This window comes from Arthrobacter sp. CJ23 (assembly GCF_024741795.1).
GTDB lineage: Bacteria > Actinomycetota > Actinomycetes > Actinomycetales > Micrococcaceae > Arthrobacter.
On the sequence record NZ_CP102950.1, the window covers coordinates 3,009,915 to 3,035,170 of the forward strand.

24 protein-coding genes and 1 tRNA gene are annotated in these 25,256 nt (G+C 67.6%); 11 read left to right on the top strand and 14 right to left on the bottom strand.

The features are described from left to right. Window positions 1–107: 107 nt before the first annotated feature. The 6 genes from NVV90_RS13440 (at window position 108) to NVV90_RS13465 (ending at window position 4,684) form a co-directional block, all read left to right on the top strand. A complete protein-coding gene (locus NVV90_RS13440; protein WP_258437776.1) occupies window positions 108–584 on the top strand; it encodes a hypothetical protein in 477 nt (158 codons plus the stop codon). A 5-nt stretch (window positions 585–589) separates the two neighbouring features. Next, window positions 590–1,462 (top strand): FAD:protein FMN transferase, encoded by an 873-nt coding sequence (locus tag NVV90_RS13445; protein ID WP_258437777.1) that lies wholly within the window; start codon window positions 590–592, stop codon window positions 1,460–1,462. Further along, complete coding sequence (locus NVV90_RS13450; RefSeq protein ID WP_258437778.1) at window positions 1,459–2,964, top strand: FAD-dependent oxidoreductase; 1,506 nt, start codon at window positions 1,459–1,461, stop codon at window positions 2,962–2,964. Before NVV90_RS13445 ends, NVV90_RS13450 begins: the two co-directional genes overlap by 4 nt. Before the next feature lie 72 nt (window positions 2,965–3,036). After that, window positions 3,037–3,109: transfer RNA gene (locus NVV90_RS13455), tRNA-Arg, on the top strand. 240 nt (window positions 3,110–3,349) lie between these two features. Further along, window positions 3,350–4,366 carry a M4 family metallopeptidase gene (locus tag NVV90_RS13460; RefSeq protein WP_258441173.1) on the top strand — a complete coding sequence of 339 codons (1,017 nt, stop codon included), beginning with the start codon at window positions 3,350–3,352 and terminating at the stop codon, window positions 4,364–4,366. A 33-nt stretch (window positions 4,367–4,399) separates the two neighbouring features. Next, window positions 4,400–4,684 (top strand): protealysin inhibitor emfourin, encoded by a 285-nt coding sequence (locus tag NVV90_RS13465; RefSeq protein WP_258437779.1) that lies wholly within the window; start codon window positions 4,400–4,402, stop codon window positions 4,682–4,684. Here the strand turns inward: NVV90_RS13465 and NVV90_RS13470 are convergent. Beyond that, window positions 4,681–5,649, bottom strand: coding sequence for a GlxA family transcriptional regulator (locus NVV90_RS13470; RefSeq protein ID WP_258437780.1), 969 nt, complete (start codon window positions 5,647–5,649; stop codon window positions 4,681–4,683). The two genes, NVV90_RS13465 and NVV90_RS13470, sit on opposite strands and share 4 nt — an antisense overlap. A gap of 81 nt (window positions 5,650–5,730) precedes the next feature. Between NVV90_RS13470 and NVV90_RS13475 the strand changes: the two genes are divergently transcribed. From NVV90_RS13475 to hrpA, 3 genes are all read left to right on the top strand, one after another. Further along, entirely contained in the window at window positions 5,731–5,901 is a 171-nt protein-coding gene (locus tag NVV90_RS13475) for a hypothetical protein (RefSeq protein ID WP_258437781.1), read from the top strand. Between the two features lie 86 nt (window positions 5,902–5,987). Next, window positions 5,988–7,013, top strand: coding sequence for a YafY family protein (locus NVV90_RS13480; protein ID WP_258437783.1), 1,026 nt, complete (start codon window positions 5,988–5,990; stop codon window positions 7,011–7,013). 13 nt (window positions 7,014–7,026) lie between these two features. Beyond that, window positions 7,027–11,010 carry an ATP-dependent RNA helicase HrpA gene (gene hrpA / locus NVV90_RS13485; protein WP_258437784.1) on the top strand — a complete coding sequence of 1,328 codons (3,984 nt, stop codon included), beginning with the start codon at window positions 7,027–7,029 and terminating at the stop codon, window positions 11,008–11,010. Window positions 11,011–11,055: 45 nt separating this feature from the next. On the opposite strand, the gene NVV90_RS13490 is transcribed toward hrpA, so the two are convergent. The 7 genes from NVV90_RS13490 to NVV90_RS13520 form a co-directional block, all read right to left on the bottom strand. Then, on the bottom strand, window positions 11,056–11,529 hold the full coding sequence (locus NVV90_RS13490; protein ID WP_258437785.1) for an isoprenylcysteine carboxylmethyltransferase family protein: 474 nt from the start codon (window positions 11,527–11,529) through the stop codon (window positions 11,056–11,058). 4 nt (window positions 11,530–11,533) lie between these two features. Beyond that, window positions 11,534–12,673 carry a flavin-containing monooxygenase gene (locus NVV90_RS13495; RefSeq protein ID WP_396125306.1) on the bottom strand — a complete coding sequence of 380 codons (1,140 nt, stop codon included), beginning with the start codon at window positions 12,671–12,673 and terminating at the stop codon, window positions 11,534–11,536. Next, window positions 12,670–13,014: a hypothetical protein gene (locus NVV90_RS13500; protein ID WP_258437786.1), complete on the bottom strand. Its 345-nt coding sequence runs from the start codon at window positions 13,012–13,014 to the stop codon at window positions 12,670–12,672. The genes NVV90_RS13495 and NVV90_RS13500 overlap by 4 nt, the downstream gene beginning before the upstream one ends. Before the next feature lie 92 nt (window positions 13,015–13,106). Then, the gene (locus NVV90_RS13505; RefSeq protein ID WP_258437787.1) at window positions 13,107–14,744 is read right to left on the bottom strand and encodes a LuxR family transcriptional regulator; all 1,638 of its coding nucleotides are present in this window, start codon (window positions 14,742–14,744) and stop codon (window positions 13,107–13,109) included. 29 nt (window positions 14,745–14,773) lie between these two features. After that, window positions 14,774–15,202: an HIT family protein gene (locus NVV90_RS13510; RefSeq protein WP_258437788.1), complete on the bottom strand. Its 429-nt coding sequence runs from the start codon at window positions 15,200–15,202 to the stop codon at window positions 14,774–14,776. Next, the gene (locus NVV90_RS13515; protein ID WP_258437789.1) at window positions 15,199–16,350 is read right to left on the bottom strand and encodes an NAD(P)-dependent alcohol dehydrogenase; all 1,152 of its coding nucleotides are present in this window, start codon (window positions 16,348–16,350) and stop codon (window positions 15,199–15,201) included. Before NVV90_RS13515 ends, NVV90_RS13510 begins: the two co-directional genes overlap by 4 nt. Further along, window positions 16,347–17,255 (bottom strand): sulfurtransferase, encoded by a 909-nt coding sequence (locus NVV90_RS13520; RefSeq protein ID WP_258437790.1) that lies wholly within the window; start codon window positions 17,253–17,255, stop codon window positions 16,347–16,349. Before NVV90_RS13520 ends, NVV90_RS13515 begins: the two co-directional genes overlap by 4 nt. Window positions 17,256–17,303: 48 nt before the next feature. On the opposite strand from NVV90_RS13520, the gene NVV90_RS13525 reads away from it, so the two are divergent. Next, a complete protein-coding gene (locus NVV90_RS13525) occupies window positions 17,304–18,395 on the top strand; it encodes a PLP-dependent cysteine synthase family protein (protein WP_258437791.1) in 1,092 nt (363 codons plus the stop codon). A gap of 5 nt (window positions 18,396–18,400) precedes the next feature. On the opposite strand, the gene NVV90_RS13530 is transcribed toward NVV90_RS13525, so the two are convergent. After that, window positions 18,401–19,057: an MBL fold metallo-hydrolase gene (locus NVV90_RS13530; RefSeq protein ID WP_258437792.1), complete on the bottom strand. Its 657-nt coding sequence runs from the start codon at window positions 19,055–19,057 to the stop codon at window positions 18,401–18,403. Between the two features lie 94 nt (window positions 19,058–19,151). Between NVV90_RS13530 and NVV90_RS13535 the strand changes: the two genes are divergently transcribed. After that, window positions 19,152–19,607, top strand: a complete 456-nt coding sequence (locus NVV90_RS13535) for a Fur family transcriptional regulator (protein ID WP_258441175.1) — start codon at window positions 19,152–19,154, stop codon at window positions 19,605–19,607. Here NVV90_RS13535 and NVV90_RS13540 read toward each other — a convergent pair. The 5 genes from NVV90_RS13540 to NVV90_RS13560 all read right to left on the bottom strand — a co-directional run bounded on the left by NVV90_RS13540 (window position 19,604) and on the right by NVV90_RS13560 (window position 25,027). Continuing rightward, on the bottom strand, window positions 19,604–20,497 hold the full coding sequence (locus NVV90_RS13540; RefSeq protein ID WP_258437793.1) for a metal ABC transporter permease: 894 nt from the start codon (window positions 20,495–20,497) through the stop codon (window positions 19,604–19,606). The genes NVV90_RS13535 and NVV90_RS13540 overlap by 4 nt on opposite strands. Beyond that, complete coding sequence (locus tag NVV90_RS13545) at window positions 20,498–21,313, bottom strand: metal ABC transporter ATP-binding protein (RefSeq protein WP_258437794.1); 816 nt, start codon at window positions 21,311–21,313, stop codon at window positions 20,498–20,500. Window positions 21,314–21,467: 154 nt separating this feature from the next. Then, window positions 21,468–22,430, bottom strand: coding sequence for a metal ABC transporter solute-binding protein, Zn/Mn family (locus NVV90_RS13550; protein WP_258437795.1), 963 nt, complete (start codon window positions 22,428–22,430; stop codon window positions 21,468–21,470). Window positions 22,431–22,604: 174 nt separating this feature from the next. Then, window positions 22,605–23,678 (bottom strand): hemolysin family protein, encoded by a 1,074-nt coding sequence (locus NVV90_RS13555; protein WP_258437796.1) that lies wholly within the window; start codon window positions 23,676–23,678, stop codon window positions 22,605–22,607. Further along, window positions 23,675–25,027 carry a hemolysin family protein gene (locus NVV90_RS13560; protein ID WP_258437798.1) on the bottom strand — a complete coding sequence of 451 codons (1,353 nt, stop codon included), beginning with the start codon at window positions 25,025–25,027 and terminating at the stop codon, window positions 23,675–23,677. The genes NVV90_RS13555 and NVV90_RS13560 overlap by 4 nt, the downstream gene beginning before the upstream one ends. Window positions 25,028–25,256: the final 229 nt, after the last annotated feature.

The following is a 25,256-nucleotide window of genomic DNA, read 5'->3' on the forward strand; positions in this document are numbered from 1 at the left end:
AACGCACAGAGTGAACCAGTACGCTGATTAGGACGTTATGAACACATAGGAGTGGCCTGATGACGGCCATCCCAAACCCATCTTGTCCAGCTGAAACGAGCAGAACCATGACTACGCCACTTCGCAAGAGCATCTACGCCGGTATCGCAGGCCTGTCCCTGGTAGGCACCGTAGCCGGCTGCGCGCCATCGGCGCAGTCCACTCCCGCGCCGGCGGCCACCGGCCAGGCCAGCTCAACAGCTTCTTCCACCGCAACTTCCACCGGGTCCTCCACTGCGGCCACTGCGGCCGGCTACAAGGACGGCAGCTACAGCGCCGATGGCACGTACACCTCGCCGAACGGGCAGGAAACCGTGGGCGTGGAGCTCACACTCTCCGGCGGCACGGTGTCCGCCGTGAACATCACCGTCCACCCGTCCAACCCGAACACCAGGAAGTTCCAGACCGAGTTCAAGGACGGCATTGCGGCACAGATCGTGGGCAAGAAGCTCGATGATCTGAACGTTTCCAAGGTGGCTGGCTCCTCGCTGACCAGCGGCGGCTTCAAGCAGGCCGTGGAACAGATCAAGTCCCAAGCCAAGTAGGGCCGATGCCGCACCCGGGCTGGAGCGCTTTCCGTTTCGAAGGGATCGGGACCCGCTGGGAAATCTCGACGCCGGACCCGCTGGGTCCGGAGATCCGGCGCCGAGTGTTGGACACCGTGGAGGAATACGACCGGACGTATTCCCGGTTCCGGAACGATTCGATCGTGGCCGCACTGGGCCGGGAGCCCGGCAGCATCCGCCTGCCGGAGCACGCCGCAGCACTCCACTCGGTGTTCGCCACCCTGTACCGGCTCAGCGGCGGTGCCATGACCCCGCTGATCGGCAGCAGCCTGGAGCGCCTTGGCTACGGCCCGGACTACGCCCTGCAGCCGCAGGGGGACCCGGCCGCACCTCCGCGCTGGGAAGACGTCCTGGAATGGGACGGCCCCACCCTCACGGCTTCCGCGCCGCTTGTCCTGGACATCGGTGCGGCCGGCAAGGGACAGTTGGTGGACCTGCTGGCCGGGGTCCTCCGCGCCGCCGGGCTGGATGACTTCCTGGTGGACGGCAGCGGCGACATGCTGCATTCGGGATCGCGGCCCGTGACGGTGGCCCTGGAACACCCCTATGACCCCACCGAGGCGATCGGCACCGTGCTCCTGGACAACGCCGCCCTGTGCGCCTCCGCCGCCAACCGGCGGGCCTGGGGGGACGGGCTGCACCATGTCCTCGACGGGACCACGGGCCGGCCCATCCAGACGGTCGTGGCCACCTGGACCATGGCAGCCACAGCCCTCGAGGCCGATGCCCTGGCCACCGCCCTCTTCATGGTGGAGGCCTCCGCACTGGAGCGCGAGTTCAGTTTTTCCTGGCTCGCCGTATTTTCCGACGGCGGTGCACGGATTTCCTCCGCCTTTGAAGGGACACTGTTCTCATGAACGCCTTGAAATCGCGTGTGGACACCTGGCTGGGCCGCTTCACGATGTACCGCCTGATCCTCTGGGTCCTTGCAGTACTGATGGTCTTCAGCCTGGTGCTCAACGTGCTGGGCTGGCTGACCTTCGGCCTGCCGCAGATGCTGGTCCACCTGGGCCTGTGCCTGGGCCTGACGTACGGGTCCAACCGGCTGCTGGCACCGCTCTTCCGGGTCAAGCCGCACTCCGAGTCCTCCCTGATCACCGGCCTGCTGCTCTACTTCCTCTTCTGGCCGAGCTTCGCGGCCCTCGACATGGCCGGCGTTGCCCTTGCCTGCGTCCTGGCCACCGTCTCCAAATACGCCTTGGCCTTCCGCGAACGGCACATCTTCAACCCGGCGGCCTGCGGCGCCTTCATCACCGGGCTGACCGGCCTGAACATCGCCACCTGGTGGGCCGCGACCCCGGCCATGCTGTGGGCGGTGGTCCCGGGCGTCCTTCTGGTCCTGTACCGCACCCGGAAACTGCTCATGGCCTCGGTCTTCATGGTGGTGGCGACCAGCATCGTCTGCGTCGAGCTGCTGAACCACGGCTCGACGTTCGCCGAGTCATTGTGGCAGCCGCTCGCGCAGAGGCCGCTGCTGTTCTTCGTCGGCTTCATGCTCTCCGAGCCGCTCACCCTGCCGCCGCGCCGCTGGCAGCAGCTGGCGCTGGCCGCCGTCGTCGGTGTTGTTTTCGCGGTGCCCTACAACCTGGGGTTCGTGGCCAATTCGCCGGAACTGGCGCTGCTTGCGGGAAACGCAATCGCCTTCCTGCTCGGCCAGCGCGGCGGGGTGCTGCTGGCCTTCAGGGGCACCCGGGCCCTGAGTCCGGGGAACACCGAGTTCCGCTTCGAACCCAAGCGCCCGGTGCGCTTCGCGCCGGGCCAGTTCATGGAACTGAACCTGCCGCATGGGGGCTCGGACGGGCGCGGCCGGCGCCGGGTCTTCAGCATCACGAGCGCGCCGGATTCACCGGAACTGACTTTCGGCGTCGGTACCGCGGAACCCGTATCCACGGCCAAGAAGGTCCTGCTTGCGCTGCAGCCCGGCGACGTTGTCCGCGGCACCGCGGTGGGCGGGGACTTCCTGTTGCCCCGCGACGCCGGCAGGCCGGTACTGCTGATCGCGGCCGGCATCGGGATCACGCCGTTCCTGTCCCAGCTTGCCGCCGGGGCCGGCCGCACCAGGGACACGGTGCTGCTCTACCTCGCCCCGAGCCGGGCCGAGCTTGCCGGACTCGAGGAGCTGGAGGCCTCGGGCGCCCGCGTGATCGCACGGCTGTCGGACGGTTCCACTCCCCCGGCGTTCATGCACGACGCCGGCAAGGAACGCATCGACGCCGGCTCCCTGAAGCGGCTGGTTCCGGATATTTCCACGCGGGACGTGTACGTTTCCGGGTCTCCGGCCAGCGTTGATTCGCTGCGGGCAGCCGCCCGGGGCGCGGGCGCCCGCAGGGTCCGGGTCGACTCTTTTGCCGGGTACTGACGCGGTTTTTCATTGCGGCCCGTGGCTGCTAAGCTCTAGGACGTCCCACCGGCAACGGAGGGATCCCCGGATGCCCTCGTAGCTCAGGGGATAGAGCGTCTGCCTCCGGAGCAGAAGGCCGTAGGTTCGAATCCTATCGAGGGCACAAGCAACACCCCGCCAGCACAGCTGGCGGGGTGTTTTTTGTTGACCCGGCGGTCCGCTATCACTTGCGCCGCTTCCGGACATGCCGGGGCCGGCCCGCCCGAATGTCGGACCCCGCTCTTAAGCTGGCTGTACTTGGCGGCGCAGGGGTTGTCTCCACCCCTGCGGCGCAGCTGTCCCTGGACAGCGGCCAGGAGCTACGAAGGGGTTTGCCGTGATCTGTTCCATCGTCCCGCCTTACATGCTGCGGAAGCTCGCAGCCCAGGATGAACCGCGACTCCGGGCGGTTGCCCGCGCGGCCAAGGAATCCCTGCTTCATATCAGGAGCCTGCAGGCCGCACGCGCCCTTCCCGCGCCGGCCACTCCGCCCGGCATCCGGCAGGCCAAGCCCGGGCCGCCCAAACGGACCATCTACGACGCCGGCATGGCCGAGAGCCTGCCGGGGAAGCTCGTCCGCAAGGAAGGCGAGGCAGCCACCGGCGATGTGGGCGCGGACGAGGCCTACGAGGGCCTGGGGAGCACGCACCGGCTGTATGCCGAGGTCTTCGGGCGGAATTCGATCGACGGCGCCGGGCTTCCCCTGGACGCGACCGTGCATTTCGGCAAGCTCTACGACAATGCCTTCTGGGACGGCAAGCAGATGGTTTTCGGCGACGGAGACGGCCAGATCTTCCAGCGGTTCACCAAGTCCTTGAGCGTGATCGGCCACGAGCTCGCCCACGGTGTCACCCAGTACACGGCTGGCCTTGTCTACCGCAACCAGGCCGGCGCGCTGAACGAGTCCATGTCCGATGTCTTCGGGGTGCTCGTGGAGCAGTTCCTCAAGCAGGAGTCCGTGGAGCAGGCAAGCTGGCTCATCGGCGAAGGCCTGTTCACCGAGCAGGTCCAGGGGGCCGCCCTGCGGTCGCTGAAGGCGCCGGGCACGGCGTATGACGACGACGTCCTGGGCAAGGATCCGCAGCCGGATTCCATGGACGGCTACGTCCGGACCAGCGCCGACAACGGGGGCGTGCACATCAACTCCGGCATCCCCAACCGCGCCTTCCATCTGGTGGCTTCCGCCCTTGGCGGCAACGCCTGGGAGGCGCCGGGGCAGATCTGGTACGGGACCCTCACGGGCGGCTCCCTGCCGGCCACGTGCACCTTCGGCCGCTTCGCGAAGGCGACGGCAAGCTCTGCCAAGGAGCTTTTCGGGGACGGTTCCGCAGAGCATGACGCCGTCCTGAAGGCGTGGGAGACTGTGAAGGTAAAGCTCTAGCAGCAGGAACAGCGCATCACGGAAGCCGTCACCATGAAGATCACGGTCAGACGCAGCGGCGGGATTGCCGCCCTCACACGGATCTGGACGGTCGAGGCCGTCACTACCGACGACAAACGCCGGTGGATGCCGATCGTGGACGCGTGCCCCTGGGACAATGCCGATGCCCGGGCGGCCACCAACGAACCCGACCGGTTCATGTACGCCATCCGGGCCGGGCAGCGGCGCGCGACGCTGCCCGAAAAGGCAGTCACGGGACCCTGGCAGGTCCTCGTGGAGAACGCGAAGACCGAGGGCCAGGAGTCGCTGCGCCGCTAGAACGCCTCGGCCAGCTGGCCCCGGAAGGCCCTGCGGTAGGACTGTGGGCTTGTGTCCAGGACCTTGGTGAAGTGATGGCGCAGCAGCACCGAGTGGCCGAACCCCGCTTCCCGCGCCACCTCGTCAATGTTCAGTTCCGTGGTTTCCAGCAGTTCCTGCGCCCGGAGTACCCGTTGGGAGTTGAGCCAGGCCGCCGGCGTGGCCCCGGTCTCCGCCCGGAACCGGCGGGCAAAGGTGCGGGCGGACATGTGGAGCCGCGCCGCGAGTTCATTGACACTGTGGTCCTGATCCAGGTTTTCCACCATCCAGCGCAGCAGTTCCTCCATCGGGGCCGAACCACAGCGCGGCATGGGCCGGTCGATGAACTGGGCCTGGCCGCCGTCCCGGTGTGGCGGGACCACCATGTCCCGGGCGATCGCGGCAGCGACATTCGCGCCGAGCTCAACCCGCACCAGGTGCAGGCTTGCGTCGATCCCGGCGGCGGTTCCGGCACTGGTGATGATGGTCCCGTCCTGGACATAGAGGACATTTTCATCCACCTTGACCGCCGGATAGCGGCTGGCAAGGTCCTGGGAGTAGTGCCAGTGGGTGGTGCAGCGCCGCCCGTCCAGCAGCCCGGCGCGTGCCAGAGCATATGCGCCGGAGCAGATGGACATGACCCAGGCGCCGCGGGCATGGGCGGCCCGGAGCGTGTCCATCACGGATTCGGGGACCTCCTCGTCGCGCCCGTACGGGGTCATGATGACCAGGTCCGCGTCTGCCGCCGCCTCAAGCCCGAGATTCACGTGCATCGAGAGGCCGGATTTCATCCGGATGTCCCCCGGTTCCGGTGCGCAGACACGGAAATCGAACGCCGGAACGCTGCTGCCGCGCTCCGAGCGGTCGATTCCGAAAACCTCATATGCCGTCCCGAATTCGAAGATCGAGAAGTTGGGGACAACGATCACCGCCACTGTTTTCAACATATCTCCAGTGTGGCAGAAAATTGTCTAAATGGGTCGTTTCTGCCACTGTTTCTTGGAGAGCGCCGGGACGAGGATTGAGCCATGGAAATCTTCGGAATCGTAGTGTTCATCGTCCTGGTCACCATCATCGCCGCCACGGTCTCGGCCTTGCTCCGGGATGGCCGCGGCCACACCCCGCCGGTCACGTCCGAGCACCCCTGGAGCACCCTGGACGCTCCCAGCACCGCCTACTGGAGCCCCCGGATCTACTGATCCGGGCGCCTCCGGCCCAGGAGTACCGTCCCCGTCCGGCAGCATTGCGGACACTTATCGTCCTCGTCATGGTTTAGATTCAAGCCATGATCCAGACCTCCGCCAGGCTCCTCCAGCTCCTGTCGCTCCTCCAGCTCAGGCGCGAATGGACCGGCCCGGCACTGGCGGAGCGGCTGGACGTCACCGAGCGGACCGTCCGCCGGGACATCGACAAATTGCGCCATCTCGGCTATCCCATCCACGCGTCCCCCGGTATCGCCGGCGGCTACCAGCTTGGCGCCGGGGCACAGCTGCCACCGCTTCTGCTCGATGACAACGAGGCCCTGGCCGTTGCCCTGGGCCTCAACTCCGTTGCAGCGGGCCCCGTGGCCGGCATCGGCGAAGCCTCGGTGCGAGCCCTGGCCAAACTGGAGCAGGTCCTCCCCGCACGCCTGCGGCCCCGGTTTGCGATGCTCAAGGCCGCGGTCATCACCCTGCCCAGCAACGCGGCAGCAGTCGATCCTCAGCAGCTCACGGTGGTCTCGGCCGCCATCGCGGACAAACGGCAGCTCAGTTTCGACTACGTGAAGTCCGACGGCGGGTCCGGCCGCCGGCTGGTGGAACCCTACCGGCTCGTGGATACCGGCCGGCGCTGGTACCTCGTGGCCTGGGACGTGGACCGGGAAGACTGGCGGACCTTCCGTGCCGACCGCATCGTCTCCCTGCCGTCGGAGCGCAGGAAATACGTGCCCAGGCCGCTCCCTGACAAGGACCTGGCCGAATACGTCCAGCGCTCCATCACCCGCTCGCCGTACCGTTTCGACGTGGTTGTCCGCCTGCATGCGCCCATCGCGGAGGTGGCCGCCGTCGTCGGTCCGCAGCTTGCCGCCCTGAGCGACGACGGCGGCAGCGCCACCATCCTGCGCGCCGGCTGGGACAGCCTGGCCGCGCCCGCGGCCCACCTGGCTGCGCTGGACATGGACTTCGAGATCCTCGCCCCGGAGGAATTCAAGGACTACGCCCGGACGCTGGCCTCGCGGCTGAACCGGGCAGCCCAAAGCCCGATGGCGGAAAATCAGGCAGCGGACCGCAGCCCGCTGGCAGGAGAAGCCAGTCCCTCGCGGCCACAGTAGACTGGCTGCAGCCATGACACTTCATATTTCCTACCCCGCAGAGCTGCCCGTTTCCGAGCGCCGCGAGGACCTGATGGCGGCCATCGCCGCCAACCAAGTGACTATCATCGCGGGCGAGACCGGTTCCGGCAAAACCACCCAGATCCCCAAGATGTGCCTCGAACTCGGCCTGGGCGAGAAGGGCCTGATCGGCCACACCCAGCCGCGCCGGCTTGCCGCGCGGACGGTGGCCGAACGCATCGCCTCCGAGCTGGATGTCGAGATCGGGCAGGAGGTGGGCTTCCAGGTGCGCTTCACCGGCGAAGTCAGCGCGGCCACCAAGATCAAGCTCATGACGGACGGCATCCTGCTGGCGGAAATCCAGCGCGACAAACTGCTGCGCAAATACAACGCCATCATCATCGACGAGGCCCACGAGCGCAGCCTCAACATCGACTTCATCCTGGGCTACCTCAAGCGCATCCTGCCCCAGCGTCCCGATCTGAAGGTCATCATCACCTCGGCCACGATCGACCCCGAGCGCTTCGCCAAACACTTCGGCAGCGAGGAATCCCCCGCGCCGATCATCGAGGTCTCCGGCCGCACCTACCCCGTGGAGATCCGCTACCGCCCGCTGTCCCAGCCGGCCGGCGGTGCTGAGGAGGACTCCTCCGACGACGAACTCGAGGAGGACCGCGATCCCCTCGATGCCGTGTGCGACGCGGTCGACGAACTCGCGAAGGAAGCCCCGGGCGACATCCTGGTGTTCTTCTCCGGCGAGCGTGAGATCCGGGACGCCGCCGAGGCGCTCAATGGCCGCATCCAGGCCAACCGCCGGCTCGCCGGCACCGAGGTGCTCCCCCTGTTTGCCCGGCTGAGCCTCCAGGAACAGCACCGCGTCTTCAACCCCGGCGGCAAGCGGCGGATCATCCTGGCCACCAACGTGGCCGAAACGTCCTTGACGGTCCCGGGCATCAAGTACGTCATCGACACCGGCACCGCCCGCATCTCGCGCTATTCGCACCGCACCAAGGTGCAGCGGCTGCCGATTGAACGCGTCTCCCAGGCCTCGGCCAGCCAGCGATCCGGCCGCTGCGGCCGCGTCTCCGAGGGCATCGCGATCCGCCTCTACTCCGAGGAGGACTTCGAGTCCCGGCCGCAGTTCACCGATCCTGAAATCCTGCGCACCAACCTGGCCGCCGTCATCCTGCAGATGACCGCCATGGGTGTGGCACGGGGCCCCAAGGACATCGAAAACTTCCCGTTCGTGGAGCCGCCGGACTCCCGCGCCATCAACGACGGCGTCACCCTCCTGCGCGAACTCGGCGCCCTGGCTCCGGCCAGGGCCGGCGACGAGTCCGGCGGCGGTCAGTCCGGCGGCGGTCAGCCCGGCAGCGGTCAGCCCGCCCGCGGCGGGCTGACCGCCGTCGGGCAGAAGCTTGCCCAGCTCCCGGTGGACCCGCGGCTGGGCCGCATGATCGTGGAGGCCGGAAAGCGCGGCTGCGTCAAGGACGTCATGATCCTGGCCGCGGCCCTGACCATCCAGGACCCCCGCGAGCGTCCCACGGACAAGCAGCAGCTGGCCGCCGAGAAGCACGCACGGTTCCGCGACGAGCATTCCGACTTCACCGGCTTCCTCAATCTGTGGAACTACATCCAGGAACAGCAGCGCGAGCTGTCCTCCACGCAGTTCCGCCGGCTGTGCCGGAACGAATTCATCAACTACCTGCGCGTGCGCGAATGGCAGGATCTGTTCCAGCAGCTGCGCCAGCTCGCCAAGCCGCTGGGCATTACCATCGACAACAAGCGCGAGGCCGATCCCGTGGGCAACTACGAGGGCATCCACATGAGCCTGCTCTCGGGCCTCCTGAGCCACATCGGCCTGCTGGATGAACGCAAGCGCGAATACGCCGGCGCCCGGGGCAGCCGCTTCGCAATCTTCCCCGGTTCGGCACTGTTCAAGAAGTCGCCGGCCTTCGTCATGGCGGCCGAGCTCGTGGAAACCAGCCGGCTCTGGGCCCGCGTGGCCGCCAAGTTCGATCCGCTGTGGGCCGAGCAGGTTGCGCCGGACCTCGTGAAGCGCTCCTACAGCGAGCCGCACTGGTCCACCCGGATGGGCGCGGTCATGGCACATGAGAAGGTCATGCTCTACGGCGTGCCTATCATCCCCAGCCGCCGGGTCAACTACAGCCGGGTGGACCCCGAACTCTCCCGCGAGCTGTTCATCCGGCATGCCCTCGTGGAGGGCGACTGGAAGACGCACCACAAGTTCTTCCACCGCAACCGGGCACTGCTCCACGAGATCGAGGAACTCGAAACCCGCATGCGCCGCCGCGACATCCTGGTGGACGACGAAACACTGTTCGAGTTCTACGATGCCCGCGTCGGCAAGGACGTGGTGTCCGAACGGCACTTCGACAGGTGGTGGAAGGAAGCACGGCAGGCCGAGCCCACGCTCCTGGACTTCGACCAGTCGCTGCTGATCAGCGAGGACGCCGAATCCCTGGACGATTCCGCGTACCCCAAGACGTGGCTGCACAAGGGCTTCGAACTGCCGCTCAGCTACGAGTTCCACCCCGTGGCTCCCGGATCTCCCCCGAACCCCTCGGACGGCGTCACCGCAGAGGTGCCCGTGCTGTTCCTGAACCAGCTCGACGACGCCGCGTTCCGCTGGCAGATTCCCGGCCAGCGCGTGGAGCTCGTGACAGCGCTGATCAAGTCCCTGCCCAAGCAGATCCGGAAGAACTTCGTTCCCGCACCCGACGTCGCCCGCCAGGCGACCGCGGCGCTGGAGGCAGGCTTCGATCCCGCCGAGGACAACCTTGAGGCCTCCCTCGAACTCGTGCTGCGCAGGCTCCGGGGCCACATCATCCCCCCGGGGTCCTGGAACTGGGACGCCGTGCCTCAGCACCTGCGCGTCAGCTTCAGGGTGGTGGACAGCCGCGGCAAGGTCCTGGACGAGGGCAAGGACCTCGCGGCCCTACAGGAGCGGCTGGCACCGGCCACGCGCCGGGCCATCGCCGAATCGCTGGGGGCGACACCCGCCACGACGGCCCGCACCAAGGGGCCCAAAGGAACCGGCACGCCCGCGTCCGCCCCGGGCGCAGGGTCCCCGAACGGGGCCACCGCAGCCGCTTCCGGCGGATTCGCCGAGCGCACCGGCATCACCGAATGGAACTTCGGGCCGGTGGAGCGCCAGGTCAGCCGCACGGTCAAGGGCCATGCCGTGACGGGCTTCCCGGCCATCGTGGACGAGGGCAACTCCGTGGCCCTGCAGGTCTTCCAGACGCGCGCCGAGCAGGAGGCCGCGATGCGCGGCGGCGTCATCCGGCTCCTCGCCTTGCGGATCCCCTCCCCGGACCGCTACGTCCTGGAGCACCTGAGCAACACCGAGAAGCTGACCTTCAGCCAGAACCCCCACGGTTCGGTGAGCGCGCTGATTGCCGACTGCGCCCTGGCCGCCGTGGACAAGCTCACGCCGGCCGAACTGCCGTGGGACAGTACTGCCTTCGATGCCCTCTACGAGGTAGTCCGGGCAGAACTCATCGACACCGTGTTCACGGTGACGGCCGTGGTCGAGCGCATCCTTGCGAGCGCCCGGCGGATCGAAAAACAGCTGAAGGCAAGCACCAGCCTTCCGCTGATCAGCGCGCTGAACGACATGAAGAGCCAGTTGGAGCAGCTGGTCTTCCCCGGTTTTGTAGCACGGACGGGCTACGCCCAGCTGAGCCAGTTGCCGCGGTATCTCCAGGCGGTCGAGAAGCGCCTGGAGAAGCTGCCGGGCAACGTCCAGCGGGACGGCCTGAACATGGCCGCAGTCCAGGGCCTGGAGGACGACTACGACAACGCCGTGGCGGCGCTTCTTCCCGGGCGCCGTGCGGTCGGCGAGTTAACCCGTGTGCGCTGGATGATCGAGGAACTGCGGGTGAGCCTGTTCGCCGTCGAGCTCGGCACGGCCTATTCCGTCTCGGAAAAGCGGATCCGCACGGTGCTGAACCAGGCACTCGCCCCGGCCTGAGGCCTGCCAGGGCCCCGTCCAGGGCCGCAACCTGAGGCCCCGTCGTCAGCGGCGTCCCGGGACGTATCGGGGAACCCGCTGCGCGTAGGCGGCGTAGGCGTGCCCAAAGGACTCCGCCAACGTCCGTTCCTCCGCGAGCACGCCGCGGTGCTCGGCCAGGGCGGCCGCCGGCGTGGTGGCGAAGGCCCAGGCCGAGCCCTGCAGCACACCGAGCCCCAGATGGATGAGCCACCAGCCCACATACATGGGATGGCGGCTGCTGGCGTAGGGGCCGGTCACCACCAGCGACTGGGGCCGCTCGAGATCGAATGCTCCGCTCGATTGGCGGCGGCGTTCCAGCAGTGACCAAGCGTTGATCGCGCATCCGGCCACCAGCAATCCGCTACCGGCCGCGCGGTGGACTGTCCGCGGACCCGGCAGCCGGGCAGGCTTCAAGCGGCCGAGGACAATATCAGCGCCGAGCCCCACCAGCTGCCCCGGCGGCAGTGGCACATTGCCCAGCAGCTCCTTTGCACCCACGGCCCTAGGCTTCCTGCCGATGGTGTGCAACGGGACGGGTGGACTGGAGGGGGATCTGTCCGGCCAGATACGCCGCATCCCGGCCGACGCCCGGCAATGTGGCCGAGACGGCCGCGAACAGGAACTCCTGTCCCAGGAAGAACAGCCCGGGTGCCTGCGGCACCACCCCGCGGTATTGCCGTGGACGGCCGGCGTCGTCAAAAACCGGGGACTCCACCCATCCGAAGTCATCCGCGAAGCCCGTGCACCAGATGACATTGGCGACATCAGCCACGTGTCCGTCCGCCAGCAGCGGCTTGCCGTCGCGGACCCCGGCCACGCGGGGAACGGATTCGACGCCGGCAGCAGCAAGATCCTTGGCCTTGGTCCGGATGAGCGGCGTGCCGTGCCCGAGGAACTGCGGTACTGCCTTGCGGCCGATGGGTGTGTTGAGTGTCAGGACGTGCAGCCCCAGGAAGCGCACCACCGGCAGGACGAACCGCGCCGCTGCCCGTCCATGGCGGCCTGGGAGCTCCCCGCTGGGGGTTCCGGCCAGCACGGTGGAGTGGGTCCGGCTCACGTCCAGGGCGATCTCCGCACCGGAATTGCCCACCCCCACCACCAGCACGGGGCCCGGCTGAAGCTGCCCGGCGTTACGGTACCGGCTGGAATGCAGCTGGACGATGGAGGGTTCCAGCCGCTCGGCGAAGTCCGGAATCTTCGGCGACTGGCAGCCGCCCGTCGCCACCACCACGTTGGCGGATTCCCAGCGCTTGCCGTTTGCAGTGACCGCGTAGTGGCTGTTCTCCTGCCACAGGTGGTCCACGCGGACGCCCAGGTGGACGGGAAGGTTGAAACGGCCGGCGTACGCCTCGAGGTAGTCCGCCACCTCGTCCTTGGCGGGGAAGGACAGCCTGTCGCCCGGGAACGGCAGGCCCGGGAGGCCGTCGTACTTGGCCGGGGTGAACAGCCGGAGGGAATCCCAGCGTTGCCGCCACGCATCGCCCACCCTCTGGTGTGCATCGAGAATGGCGAAATCACGCCCCTGCCGGGCCAGGAAGTAGCCCAGGGCAAGTCCGGCCTGTCCGCCGCCCACAATGATCGTGTCCAGCACCTCGCCGGAATCGTTTTCCCGGTTGCTGTTCATGGCCCGGTTGCTGTTCATGGCAGTGCCTCCTGTTGGCTCACGCTGTGTTCCATGGTTGAATCTGCCCCATCCGCCGGATCAGGCGTGGCGCTGCCGGCGGGCCGGGTCCCATAGCGCAGGCACCACACGAGCATCAGCGCGGACGCGACGACGTACGAGGAATGCAGGAGCCAGATCGGGCCCACGGGCAGACTGAACACATAGACGGAGTGGATCACGTTGGCCACATTGCTCATGAACAGATTGCCCAGGCTGTATGACGCCAGGTCCCTGGTGCGCGCCGCCTTGACCAGCATCGGCAGCATGCTCACCGCGAAGAGCACCGTGGATACTGTGCCGGCAAGGAGGGGAAGGTTCATGCTTCGACATTAGGTCCGCCCGCTGCGCCGCCGCATCGGCAGAACCATGCATCTTGTCGCCGCGGCATGGGTCATCCGATGCAGCCCCCGGCTCAGCCGGCCAGTCCGTGGTCGTACGCATAGGCGGTGGCTGCGGTCCGGGAGGAAAGGCCGAGCTTGAGGAAGATGTTGCTCAGGTGCCGGGCCACGGTCTTCTCGCTGAGATAGAGTTCGACGGCGACCGCCCGGTTCGTCTTGCCTGCGGCCACCAGCCGCAGGACTTCGACTTCGCGGCGGGTCAGCGGTCCCGCCGGCCCTGGGCTGACCACTCCCAGCAGGGAATCAACGGCGGCGACCGCCGGCTTCGCGCCGAGGTCAAGAAGATCCCTGCGTGCGGCCTCAAAATCCATCAGGGCCGAGTCTTCGTCGCCGAGCAAACGGCAGGCCCGGCCCACCAGGATCCGGCAGCGTGCGGCTTCGAAGGGCACATCGAGGCTGCGCCACGTTGTCCAGGCGCGCCGCAACGGCTTGAGTGCGCCCGCTGGGTCGCCCTCTTCGAGAAGCACCGCGCCATCGGCCTGGCAGGCGTGTGCCTGTACCATCGGCACGGGGAATGCCTCGGCCAGGGCCTTCAGTTCCTCTGCTCCGCTGCGTGCGGCAGCGATGTCCCCCGTCGCGAGTTCGATGTCCACCAGCGCCGGCAGCAGCTGATGCCGGCTTGCCAGATCCGTTGTGGCGGCAGCCCTGCGGATCTGGCCCTGGGCTAGCAGGCTGTCGCCGCGGGCCAGGTGGATCAATGCCAGCCCGGGCTGCGGCTCGTACCCCGAATTGCCAGCCTCCCTGTAGGACGTCTCGGCTGCATCCAGCTCGCCGCGAAGCCGCTGGACCTCGCCCTGCTGGTAGAAGCCTCCGTACACCGACTGGGGGTCCCCGCGTGCGGCACGGTCCAGCGCCAGGCCGGCGGCCGCCAGGGCATCCGGCCACTGGCCATGAAGGACGTAAAGCTGGGCACGGTGCGACTGGCACTGGCCGCTGAAGAGGACCATGTCCGGGCGGCCGGCGCACCAATGGTCCAACGCAGCGGTCCATTCGAGGGCCCGGTGCACGTCGAAGACAAGGTGGCAGGCGCCAATCACGGCACAGTAGATGATTCCGGAAGGGACCGGCGAGAGTTCCCCGGCCGTGACTGCCACCATCACTTCGTCGAGCAGCCCGAGCCCCTGCACCGTCTGGCCCAGCATGATCTTTGCCTGGCCTTGCCCCAGCTGCGCCAGGGAGACCAGGTCCTTGTCCCGGAACCTGGTGCCGATATCGAACGCCCGTCCAAAGATGACGGCCGCCCCTTCCACGTCACCGCCGTACAGTTTGCCCAGGGCGTCCGGGATGAGCAGGAACCCCTCCACGGGGCCGGGCTCGTCCAGTTCCTCCACGAGCCTGCGGGCACGCAGCAGCCAGCCGGCGCTGCGTGCCATCTCGCCTTGGTTGATGAGGAACAGCCCCAGCCAGCCGGCGCACCTGGCCGCGCTGGCGGCGTCCCCCATCACGAGGAACTCCTCATGGGAGCGGGTGAGCGTGTCGATGCCGAAGGTGGACTGGCCCGTCAACATCGCTGCAGTGGCCAGCCGCTCAAGGTCGGCCGCGGGCAGCCCGCCTTCAGCGTTGGCGGTCACGAGATGCTCGAACGCGTCACCCCAGCGATGTTCCTCATAGGCGGATCGGCCAAGATCCAGGCCGGCTTTGGGGCTTGCCATGATTCCTCCGGATGTCAGTCCACTGGGCGTCAGTCTTCCGGGACGAAGGCCTCGTGCCCGGCGGTGCGCAGCGCTGCCCGGAACTTCATGGCCGTCGCGTCCATGATGGCGGGGTCCGGATGGTGGTCAACGTTGTGCACCTCGAAGTCGGCCATCGAATAGGCCGGCCACACGTGGACGTGCAGGTGGTTGATCTCGAAGCCTTCCATGAGCACGCCCACGCGCTTGGCGTCGAAGGTGGACTCCTGGACGCGGCCGATCTTCTGTGCGACGTCCATGACCTTGCCCAGCAGCTCCGGCGTGGCGTCCGTCCAGGAATCGACTTCCTCGCGCGGCACCACCAGGGTGTGGCCCTGGGTGATCGGGGAAATCGTCAGGAACGCGACCACGTCGTCGTCCTTCCACACGAAGCGTCCGGGGATCTCGCCGTTGATGATCTTGGTGAACAGAGTGCTCATGCATCCGCCTTTTCCGATGGTTCCTGCAGGGTTGCCGTGTCCAGCACGAAGCGGTACTTCACGTCGCCTGCCACCATGCGGTCGTAGGCTTCGTTCAGCTGCTCCGCGCCGACGATTTCAATGTCGCTGGCCACACCGTGTTCGGCGCAGAAGTCCAGCATCTCCTGGGTTTCCTCGATGCCGCCGATCAGGGATCCTGCATAGGCGAGGCGCCGGCGGATCAGGGTCCCGGGCCGCACGGGGGGCATGTCCTCCGAGGGCAGCCCCAGCTGGAACAGGGCCCCGTCCAGCCGAAGGGTGCGGAAGTAGGGGTTGAGGTCGTGCGGAGCCGCCACGGTGTCAATGATGACGTCGATGCTGCGGTCGGCCGCTGCCATGGCCGCAGCATCCTTGGACAGGACCACCCGGTCTGCCCCGAGTTCGCGGGCGTCGTCCGCCTTGGCTTCGGACGTGGTGAACACCGTGACCTCGGCGCCCATGGCCTTGGCGATCTTGACGGCCATGTGGCCCAGGCCGCCGAGGCCCACAACGCCCACGGAGTCGCCGTCCTCCACATCGAAGTAGCGCAGCGGCGAGTAGGTGGTGATGCCGGCGCAGAGCAGCGGGGCCGCGGCAGCCGGGTCCAGGCTGTCCGGGATGCGCAGCACATAGCGGCGGTCCACCACCACCGACGTCGAGTAGCCGCCCTGGGTGATGGTGTCACCGTTGCGGGCATCCCTGGAGCCGTACGTTCCGGTGTTGCCGCGCTCGCAGTATTGCTCCAGGCCTTCGAGGCAGCTGTCGCATTCGCGGCAGGAGTCCACCAGGCAGCCGACGCCCACGCGGTCGCCAGGAGCGAAGTCGTCCACGGCCGCTCCGACGCGTCGGACGCGGCCCACGATTTCGTGGCCCGGCACCAGAGGGTACGCCGGCTGGCTCCATTCGCCGCGGATGGTGTGGACGTCCGAGTGGCAGAGGCCGCAGAACTCGATGTCGATTTCGACGTCGTCTTCCTTGGGGGCGCGACGTGCGACGGTCAGGGGCAGCAGGCCGCTGTCAGCCGAGGTGGCGCCGTACGCGGCGGCAAGGCGGGAGCCGCCCGCTTGGGGGCCGTCCAGGATGGGGATCGGCTTGGCAAGAGGCGGGGGCACGGGGCGTCCGGGGGTCATGCTCTGACGCTACTCCCGGGGGCCGCCGCAGTGCCAGTTCGGTCCGTGCCGGTGGGGTCGCCGGACTCGTACGGCCGGTCCCCTGTATCCACGGCATTGGCCGCATTGGTGGACCACTGCGAGAACGAGCCGGGGAGCAGCGCCGCCCGGTAGCCGGCGATCTCGAGTGCGGCGATCTCGTGGGAAGCCGTGACGCCCGAGCCGCAGTAGACGGCCACCTGGCCGCCCGGATCCAGGCCCAGCCCGGCAAAGCGCCGGCGCAGCTGTTCGGGGTCCAGGAAGCGTCCGTCGGCGGAGATGTTCTCCGTGGTGGGGGCGCTCACGGCACCGGGGATGTGCCCGGCGCGGGGGTCGACGGGCTCGATCTCACCGCGGTACCGTTCCCCGGCCCGGGCATCGAGCAGGATTCCGTCCTGCGGCCAAACGGCCGTCTCCTCTTCGCTGATCACCGGCATGTGCCCCTCGCCGAGGGTGATGCTCCCGACGGCGGGAACCACCTCGCCTGCCTCCACGGGGTAACCCGCCGCACGCCAGGCGGCCAGGCCGCCGTCGAGCAGGTAAACGGACCCCACGCCGGCATCGCGGAGCATCCACCACAGGCGGGCGGCGGCCATGTTGCCCGAATTGTCATAGGCCACCACGGTGTCGCCGTCGTTCAGGCCCCAGCGCCGTGCGGATTCCTGGAACTTCCGCTTCGGCGGCAGCGGATGGCGGCCACGGCCGGGCACTGTGTGGTCCGCCAGTTCGGTGGGCAGATCGGCGTAGACGGCTCCGGACACGTGGGCCTCGAGGTAGTGGGCATGGCCGTGGGGATCGCCGAGGGTCCAGCGGACGTCCACCACCACGGTGCGCGCGCCCGCCTCCTGCCGGCGGCGCAGTTCCTTCACTTGCATCAGGGTGGTCATGATTCCAGACTATCCGGGCATCCAGTGCGGCGCCGGTAGGCTGGAGGCGTGAGTAAATCGTGCAATCAGGACCGGGCCTGGGCCAGCGAGGCCATCCGCAAGATCGAGGCCGAGAACAACCGTTCTGCGGACACCCACCTCTACGCGGTGCCGCTCCCCGAGCACTGGGGCGTGCAGCTGTACCTCAAGGACGAGTCCACGCACCGCTCGGGCAGCCTGAAGCACCGCCTGGCACGGTCCCTGTTCCTGTACGGGCTCGTCAACGGCTGGATCACCGAGGGAACCACCATCGTGGAGGCTTCGAGCGGCAGCACGGCAGTCTCGGAGGCCTATTTTGCGCGGCTGATCGGCCTGCCGTTCGTGGCGGTCATGACCAAGACCACCAGTCCGGAAAAGATTGCCCTGATTGAGCAGTTCGGCGGCGCCTGCCTGCTGGTGGACCACGCCTCGGAGGTCTACGCCGTGGCCGAGGAAACCGCCCGCACCTCCGGCGGCTATTACATGGACCAGTTCACCTACGCGGAGCGGGCCACGGACTGGCGCGGCAACAACAACATCGCCGAGTCCATCTTTGAACAGCTTGCCCTCGAGGAGCACCCTGTCCCCCGCTGGATCGTGGTGGGGGCGGGCACGGGCGGCACCAGCGCCACGATCGGCCGGTACCTGCGCTACAACCGGCACAGCACCAGGCTCGCCGTGGTGGACCCCGAAAACTCGGCGTTCTACCCTGCCTGGCGCGACGGACTGGCCGAGTACAGCACCGGAATGCCGTCCCGGATCGAGGGCATCGGCAGGCCCCGCGTGGAGCCCAGCTTCATCCCGGCCGTGATCGACCACATGATCCAGGTCCCGGATGCCGCCTCAGTGGCGGCGATGCGCCAGCTGCAGGCGCTGGCCGGCCTGCATGCCGGGCCGTCCACGGGCACCAATCTGTGGGGTGTGTGGCAGCTCGTGGCGCAGATGGTGGCCGAGGGCCAGCGCGGCAGCATCGTTTCGCTCATGTGCGACAGCGGCGACCGCTACGCCGGAAGCTACTGCAGCGCGGATTGGCTGGCGGAAAAGGGACTCGATCCCGCGCCGTACGAGGCCATGCTGGCCCGCTTCCACGAGACCGGCGTCTGGCCGGCCGGTCTGGCCTGAGAGACTCAGAGCTCGACTGATTCCCGGGTGCCGAGGCGGGCGTACTGCGTCCCGTACTTGGCACCGATCCGGGTCACGTGTCCCTCCACGATGCCCCGGCCCAGCTCGTTGAGCAGGCCGTCGTGGACGGGGAAGGCCTTCGGCGCCCGGACCGAGACCACGAAGTCCACCACTTCGCCCACCTTGGACCACGGCGCGTGGATGGGGACCAGCAGGGTCTGAACGCTGACGCCGTCCGGCACCACGAAGGAATCCCCGGGGTGGAAGACGTTGTCATCCACGAGGTAGCCGATGTTGGCCACCACGGGGATCTGCGGATGGATCAAGGCGTGCTGCCCGCCGAAGGTGCGGATGGCAAAGCCGGCCGCCTCGAAGACACTGCCCGGCTCCACCGCATGGATCCGCCCGCCGTCGTCGGCGGTTTTGGCCTTCAGCTCTTCCGCAACAACGGCCGGGGCATGGACCTGCAGTTCGGGATTGTTCCGAAGCGCCATGACCACGGCCGGGATATCAATGTGGTCCGTGTGCTGGTGCGTGACCAGCACGGCCTGCGCCCCTGCCAGGGCTTCCTCGGTCTCCGAAAACGTCCCGGGATCAATGACCAGCACGTGCCGGTCCTTCTCGAAGCGGACGCAGGCATGCGTGAACTTGGTGAGCTTCATGCCGCAAGCCTATGGTCCGCTCCGGGGAGTGTCCACGCTGCGCCGGCTGGTAAAATTGGGGTTTGCCAGCATCCCCGGGGAAGTGAGTCCATCCATGCCGCACGGCACCAGCGCCGCCGCCAATCCAGCCGCCTCAGGCGTCAAGGAGCAGCGTGTCACCAAGCAGCGCCTGGCCGTGAGCGCCGCCCTGGACGAGCTGGACGACTTCGTCAGCACCCAGGAGCTCTACCGCCTGCTGCAGAACAAGGGGATCTCCGTGTCCCTGGCCACTGCCTACCGCATCCTGCAGTCCCTCGCCGATGACGGGCTCATCGATGTCCTGCGCAACGGCGAGGGCGAGGCTGTTTACCGCCGCTGCGCCGTGACCGGGCACCACCACCACCTGTTGTGCCGCAGTTGCGGCAAAGCCGTGGAAGTGGAGGCCCCCGCCGTCGAGACCTGGGCGGCCCGCACGGCCGCGGAGCACGGCTTTACCGAAGTGGCCCACACCGTGGAAATCTTCGGGCTGTGCCCCGAGTGCACGGCCAAGAAGGCCGCCGGACTGCTTTAGGATGCCGCGGCCGGCGCGGCTTCGCGCATCACCCGGCCGGTGAGCCCGCGCTTGGCGCGGACACTGCCGATGACCCGGCACGCCACGTAGATCAGGAATGACAGCGTGGTCACGTAGGGGCTGATCGGGATCCGGCTGCCCAGGGCGAGCAGAATGCCGCCCACCGTGGCCGTCACGGCGAAGGCCACGCTCAGCAACACCACCAACCGTGGCGAGGTGGTCACCCGGAGGGCTGCCGCCGCAGGGGTGATGAGCAGGGCCAGCACCAGCAGGGCGCCAACGATCTGGATGGAGAGCGCCACACTCACGCCCAGCAGCACCATGAAGCCGATGGCCAGGCCGCGGACCGGCACGCCGCGTGCCTCTGCCATTTCGGGATCGACGCTGGCGAAGCTCAGCGGCCGCCAAATGGCGGCCAGCACCGCCATGACCACCACGGCGGTGCCTGCGAGGGCCTGCAGTTGCACGGTGTCCACGGAAACGATCTGGCCCGTCAGCAGGCCGAACTTATTGGCTGCCCGGCCCTCATACAGGGCCAGGAAGAGGATCCCCAGGCCGAGGCCGAAGGGCATGATGACGCCGATGATGGAGTTCTTGTCCCGGGCCCGGACCCCCATGAGGCCCAGCAGCAGCGCGGCCGCAACGGAACCGGCCAGCGAACCGAAGATGATGTCGGCGCCGATCAGCAGGGCGAACGCGGCGCCGGCGAAGGACAGCTCGGAGATGCCGTGCACGGCGAAGGCGAGGTCCCGCTTCATCACGAACGTGCCCACCAGCCCGCCGAGCAGGCCCAGCACAGCACCCGCCCAGATGGAGTTCTGAACCAGGGCCAGCAGTTCGCCGTAGTTCTCGAAGTTGAAGATGGTCTGCAGGATGCTGCCGAGATCCATTTAGAAATCCTCCCCGGCGGTTGCGTGGGCGTCGTCGTGGAAGTGGGTAGTGGCATCCGGGAGGCCGACCACAACGATCCTGCCGTTCGCGCGGATGACCTCCACGTGACTGTTGTACAGCTCCGAAAGGACCTCGGTGGTCATGACTTCCTCGGGCGTTCCCACCCGGAAGCGTCCGCCGGCCAGGTAGAGAACGCGGTCCACATAGTCGATCACGGGGTTGATTTCGTGGGTCACGAACACCACGGCGCTGTTCCGTTCGTGGCACTGCCTGTTGATCAGGGCGCTGACGCCCTGCTGGTGGTGCAGGTCCAGGGACAGCAGCGGTTCATCGCAAAGGAGCACCTGGGGTTCGGTGGCCAGGGCCTGGGCCACGCGGAGCCGCTGCTGCTCGCCGCCGGACAGCAGGCCCACCGGGACCTTGGCATAGTCGGAGGCGCCCACGAGGTCCAGCAGTTCGTCCACGCGGCGGTTGACCCCGGCTGCGCCAAGGCGCATGCCCCAGCGGTGGCCGTCGATGCCCAGGCCCACCAGGTCCCGGGCCCGCAGCGGGGTGTCCGGGGCGAAGGATTTCTGCTGCGGAATGTACCCGATGCGTTTGCTGCCGCGTTCCACCGGATGCCCGCCCAGCGAGACGGTGCCGGAGTGCAGTTCCTGGAGTCCCAGCAGGACCTTGAGGAAGCTCGTCTTTCCGCTGCCGTTCGGTCCGAGCACGGCGAAGAACTCCCCCGGGTTGATGTCCAGGTCGAGGCCGTCCCACAGGACTCGCCTGCCGAATTGGAGGCCGGCCCCGCGGAGGCTCACTACCGGTGTCAAAAGATTGTCCTCGATCCACGCGTTGCCGAAGGAACGCAGTTGTTGGTGGCGTGCGCAGGGCCCCGCAGCCGTCCTGAACATCTTAGGACGATTGCAGGGCCCACGGCGGCAGCAGTCTGTGGTGTTTGCTTGGCAAGGCCTGCTTGCCCGGGAGCTACTTGCCCAGGGCCTCGGTGAGGTTCTTGACGTTTGCGCCCATCCACTGGAGGTAGTCCATGCCCTCGGGCAGGGTTTCGGTGAAGTCAACCACCGGGATGCCCGCCGCGGTGGCCGCGTCCTTCACGGCCTCGGTCTGGGGGCCTTCTGTCTGGGCGTTGTAGGCCAGTAGGCGGACGGCCTTGGTCTGCAGCAGCTCGGTGGTCTCCTTCAGGACAGCCGGCGGCACGTCCGTGCCTTCCTCAATGGCAGCACTGAAGGCGGCCGGGGTCTTGTTTTCCAGGCCGGCTGCTTCCAGCAGGTATCCCGGGACCGGCTCCGTGACGGCAACCGGAACGGCGGTGCCGGCCGCCTTGACCGCACCCAGCTTTGCCTCCAGTCCGGCCAGCGAAGCCTTGAAGGTGTCCGCGTTGGCGGCAAAGGTTCCCGCGGAAGCGGAGTCCAGGGCACTGAGTTTCGCGGCCAAGGCGTCCGCCAGCTTGCCCATGGACGCCAGGCTGTACCAGACGTGCTCGTTGAAGTCGCCGTGGCTGTGCCCGTCGGCAGCCGCAGACTCGCTTGAGTGGGCCGGGTCTTCCTCCGGGGCAAGTCCGGACACTTCCACGGCGCTGACCATGTTGTCATGGCCCACGTTCGTGTCGTCGGCAAGCTTGTGCAGGAAGTCGTCGTAGCCGCCGCCGTTTTCCACTACCAGCTTGGCTTTGGACACTGCGAGCTTGTCCTGGGCATTGGCCTCGTAGGAGTGCGGGTCCTGGCTGGTCTTGGTGATGATGGATGTCACCTTGACCTTCTCGCCGCCGATGGCTTTCACGATGTCGCCGTACACATTGGTGGAGGTGACCACCTCAATGGCACCGGAAGACCCCGACGGCGGCACAGCGGCAGGAGCCGCACAGGCGGTGAGCAGAAGGGCCAGGCCGGCAGAGGCGGCCAGGGACAGGCGGGCGGCGGTGGTGCGCACGAAAACCTCGATCTAGTGAAAAGCAACAGGCTGGTGAAAACCAGCAGGCGAAATGAGAATCAAACCCAATAGCTGGCGTTTTCGAGTGTAGCGCCAAATGTGAATGATTCCTATTTAGGATTCCTCGCCGGCGGTCCGTAGTCCGGGCAGGGCGGCACTGCCGCCCTGCCCGGACTACTGTGCGCGCTCCTGGCCGCCCAGCCTCCGGATGCCGGTGGCCTGGGTGGCGTCACGGATCTCGCCCACGAGCTGTTCGATGACGTCTTCCAGGAAGAGCACACCCAGCGTGGCGCCACCCGGGCCCACCACACGGGCCAGGTGCGAGCCGGTACGCTGCATCACGGCCATCGCATCCTCGATCTCGTCGTCCGGCGACAGGTTGGCCAGCGAACGGATCCGGCCCTCGGCGATCCGGTGCTTCCGCCCCTCCTCCGGGATGGACAGCACATCCTTGACGTGGATGTAGCCGGCCAGCTCGCCGTCGTCGTCCAGCATCGGGAAGCGGGAGAATCCGGTACGGCTCACGGCCTTCTCCAGCCCCACCGGCGTGGACGCCGATTTGAGCATCACCAGCTTGTCCAGCGGCACCATGATGTGTGCCGCAGTGTGCTCCGAAAACTCCAGCGCACCGCTCAGCAGCCCGGATTCGTCATCCACCAAGCCATGCCGCCTGGACTCCTGCACGATCGACTGGACTTCTTCAAGTGTGAAGGAGGAGGTGACCTCGTCCTTGGGCTCGATCTTCATGAGCCGCAGGATGTGGTTGGCGGACCAGTTCAGCGTCCAGATGACCGGCTTCACCAGGCCGGCGATGAACATCAGCGGCGGGGCCAGCAGCAGCGCCGCCTTGTCGGCCACCGAAACCGAGATGTTCTTGGGCACCATTTCGCCGAACGTCACGTGCAGGAACGTCACGGCGAGCAGGGCGATGACGAAGGCCACCACGTCGGCCAGCTCGCCGGGCACCCCGACGGCGCCCAGCGGGACGGCCAGCAGGTGGTGGATGGCCGGTTCTGCCACCTGGAGGATCAGCAGCGAGCAGACCGTGATGCCCAGCTGCGCACACGCGAGCATGAGGGAGACGCTCTCCATGGCGCGGAGCGTGGTCTGTGCCCGTTTGGAGCCGGCCTCCGCCAGCGGTTCGATCTGGCTGCGCCGCGCAGACATGACCGCGAACTCGGCGGCCACGAAGAACGCGTTGCCGATCAGGAGCAGTACGAGCCAAAGGATTCCTGCCCAGTCGCTCATGCAGCACCTGCCTCGTGCTTGGCCTTGCGGCCGTCCGCATCCGCAGGCGGCCCGGGTTCGACGTGGCGGAAGCAGATCCGGTCGATCCGGCGGCCGTCCATGCGCGTGACGGTCAGGGTCCCGCCGCCGGTCTCCACGACGTCGCCCACGGCGGCTATGCGGCCCAGCCTGCTCATGACGTAGCCGCCCACCGTTTCATAGGTGGCCTCGTCCGGAACGGTGAGTCCCGGAATCTGTTCGGACACCTCATCCGGGCGCAGCAGGCCCGGGAAGTACCAGTCCCCCGAGGCACTCTGGAGCAGGCCCGGACGCACTTTGTCATGCTCATCGGAGACTTCGCCCACGATTTCCTCCACGAGGTCTTCAAGCGTGGCGATGCCGGCGGTGCCGCCGTATTCATCAAGCACGACGGCGAGCTGCAGGTTTCCCTCGCGGAGTTCCGTCAGGAGCGCATCCAGATGGATGGTCTCCGGCACCCGGAGGACGTCGGTCATGATGGCCCCCGCCTCCAGCTTGGCGCGACGGTCCGAAGGAACGGCCACGGCCTTCTTGACGTGCACCACGCCGCGGATGTCGTCCGCGGAATCGCCGATGACCGGGAAGCGCGAGTATCCGGTGCGACGCGCGGCGTCGATGATGTCCGTTACGGGCTGCTCAGCGTCGATGGTTTCCATGCGGATGCGCGGCGTCATGACATCGGCTGCCGTGCGTTCGGAGAAACTGAGCGTCCGGGCGACAAAGTTGGCCGTGCCGGCGTCGAGGGTTCCCAGCTCTGCCGAACGCCGGACCAGGGAGGCCAGCTCCGCAGGCGTGCGCGCGCCGGAGATCTCTTCCTTGGCCTCGAGTCCGAACAGGTTCAGGACCTTGTTGGAGAAGCCGTTGAGGACAACGATGGCGGGTTTGAACACAGCTGTGAAGACCAGCTGCGGCCGGGCCAGCCGGCGGCCCAGCGGGAAGGCCAAGGCAATGGCCATGTTCTTGGGCACCAGTTCACCGATCAGCATCGACAAGACCGTGGCGAAGGCCATCGCAATCACCAGTGCCACGGAGTGGGCAGCCTCCGGGCGGACGCCCAGCAGGCCGAGCGGCCCTACCAGGAGCCGGCCCACGGACGGTTCCATGACGAAGCCGGTCAGCAGCGTGGTGAGGGTAATGCCGAGCTGGCAGCTCGACAACTGGGTGGAGAGGGATTTCAGGCACTTCAGCAGCGGGACCGCGGCGTGGTCGCCGTCGTCGACCGCACGCTGGACCGTCGCCTGGTCGAGGGCGACGAGCGAGAATTCAACTGCTACGAAGAAGCCTGTTCCGAGAATCAGCAGGATGCCGGCGGCAAACAGGAGCCATTCCATTTAGCGGCCCCCTGCCTTGAGCGGGACCCGCGGTGAAAGCCGAAAGGAGAGCCGCGGCCAACCGGAGGTTCTGTCCGGCGGAGGCTGGTCGGGCGCGGCGGACGCATGGTCCGCGGCGCCGCCGGCACTGAAGGCCGGCGCGTGATGGGCATGTGAACGGGTGTTGCCGGCTCGGCGGGCAGGCTGTGCGGATTTGCCAAGACGGCTTCCGCTGCAGCTCCCAGGCCGG

Bases quoted from the DNA above. Each gene is read 5' to 3' on its own strand.
- NVV90_RS13440 (WP_258437776.1), top strand. From the start codon at position 108: ATGACTACGCCACTTCGCAAGAGCATCTACGCCGGTATCGCAGGCCTG.
- NVV90_RS13445 (WP_258437777.1), top strand. From the start codon at position 590: ATGCCGCACCCGGGCTGGAGCGCTTTCCGTTTCGAAGGGATCGGGACC.
- NVV90_RS13450 (WP_258437778.1), top strand. From the start codon at position 1,459: ATGAACGCCTTGAAATCGCGTGTGGACACCTGGCTGGGCCGCTTCACG.
- NVV90_RS13460 (WP_258441173.1), top strand. From the start codon at position 3,350: ATGCTGCGGAAGCTCGCAGCCCAGGATGAACCGCGACTCCGGGCGGTT.
- NVV90_RS13465 (WP_258437779.1), top strand. From the start codon at position 4,400: ATGAAGATCACGGTCAGACGCAGCGGCGGGATTGCCGCCCTCACACGG.
- NVV90_RS13470 (WP_258437780.1), bottom strand. From the start codon at position 5,649: ATGTTGAAAACAGTGGCGGTGATCGTTGTCCCCAACTTCTCGATCTTC.
- NVV90_RS13475 (WP_258437781.1), top strand. From the start codon at position 5,731: ATGGAAATCTTCGGAATCGTAGTGTTCATCGTCCTGGTCACCATCATC.
- NVV90_RS13480 (WP_258437783.1), top strand. From the start codon at position 5,988: ATGATCCAGACCTCCGCCAGGCTCCTCCAGCTCCTGTCGCTCCTCCAG.
- hrpA (WP_258437784.1), top strand. From the start codon at position 7,027: ATGACACTTCATATTTCCTACCCCGCAGAGCTGCCCGTTTCCGAGCGC.
- NVV90_RS13495 (WP_396125306.1), bottom strand. From the start codon at position 12,673: ATGAACAGCAACCGGGCCATGAACAGCAACCGGGAAAACGATTCCGGC.
- NVV90_RS13500 (WP_258437786.1), bottom strand. From the start codon at position 13,014: ATGAACCTTCCCCTCCTTGCCGGCACAGTATCCACGGTGCTCTTCGCG.
- NVV90_RS13505 (WP_258437787.1), bottom strand. From the start codon at position 14,744: ATGGCAAGCCCCAAAGCCGGCCTGGATCTTGGCCGATCCGCCTATGAG.
- NVV90_RS13510 (WP_258437788.1), bottom strand. From the start codon at position 15,202: ATGAGCACTCTGTTCACCAAGATCATCAACGGCGAGATCCCCGGACGC.
- NVV90_RS13515 (WP_258437789.1), bottom strand. From the start codon at position 16,350: ATGACCCCCGGACGCCCCGTGCCCCCGCCTCTTGCCAAGCCGATCCCC.
- NVV90_RS13520 (WP_258437790.1), bottom strand. From the start codon at position 17,255: ATGACCACCCTGATGCAAGTGAAGGAACTGCGCCGCCGGCAGGAGGCG.
- NVV90_RS13530 (WP_258437792.1), bottom strand. From the start codon at position 19,057: ATGAAGCTCACCAAGTTCACGCATGCCTGCGTCCGCTTCGAGAAGGAC.
- NVV90_RS13535 (WP_258441175.1), top strand. From the start codon at position 19,152: ATGCCGCACGGCACCAGCGCCGCCGCCAATCCAGCCGCCTCAGGCGTC.
- NVV90_RS13540 (WP_258437793.1), bottom strand. From the start codon at position 20,497: ATGGATCTCGGCAGCATCCTGCAGACCATCTTCAACTTCGAGAACTAC.
- NVV90_RS13555 (WP_258437796.1), bottom strand. From the start codon at position 23,678: ATGAGCGACTGGGCAGGAATCCTTTGGCTCGTACTGCTCCTGATCGGC.
- NVV90_RS13560 (WP_258437798.1), bottom strand. From the start codon at position 25,027: ATGGAATGGCTCCTGTTTGCCGCCGGCATCCTGCTGATTCTCGGAACA.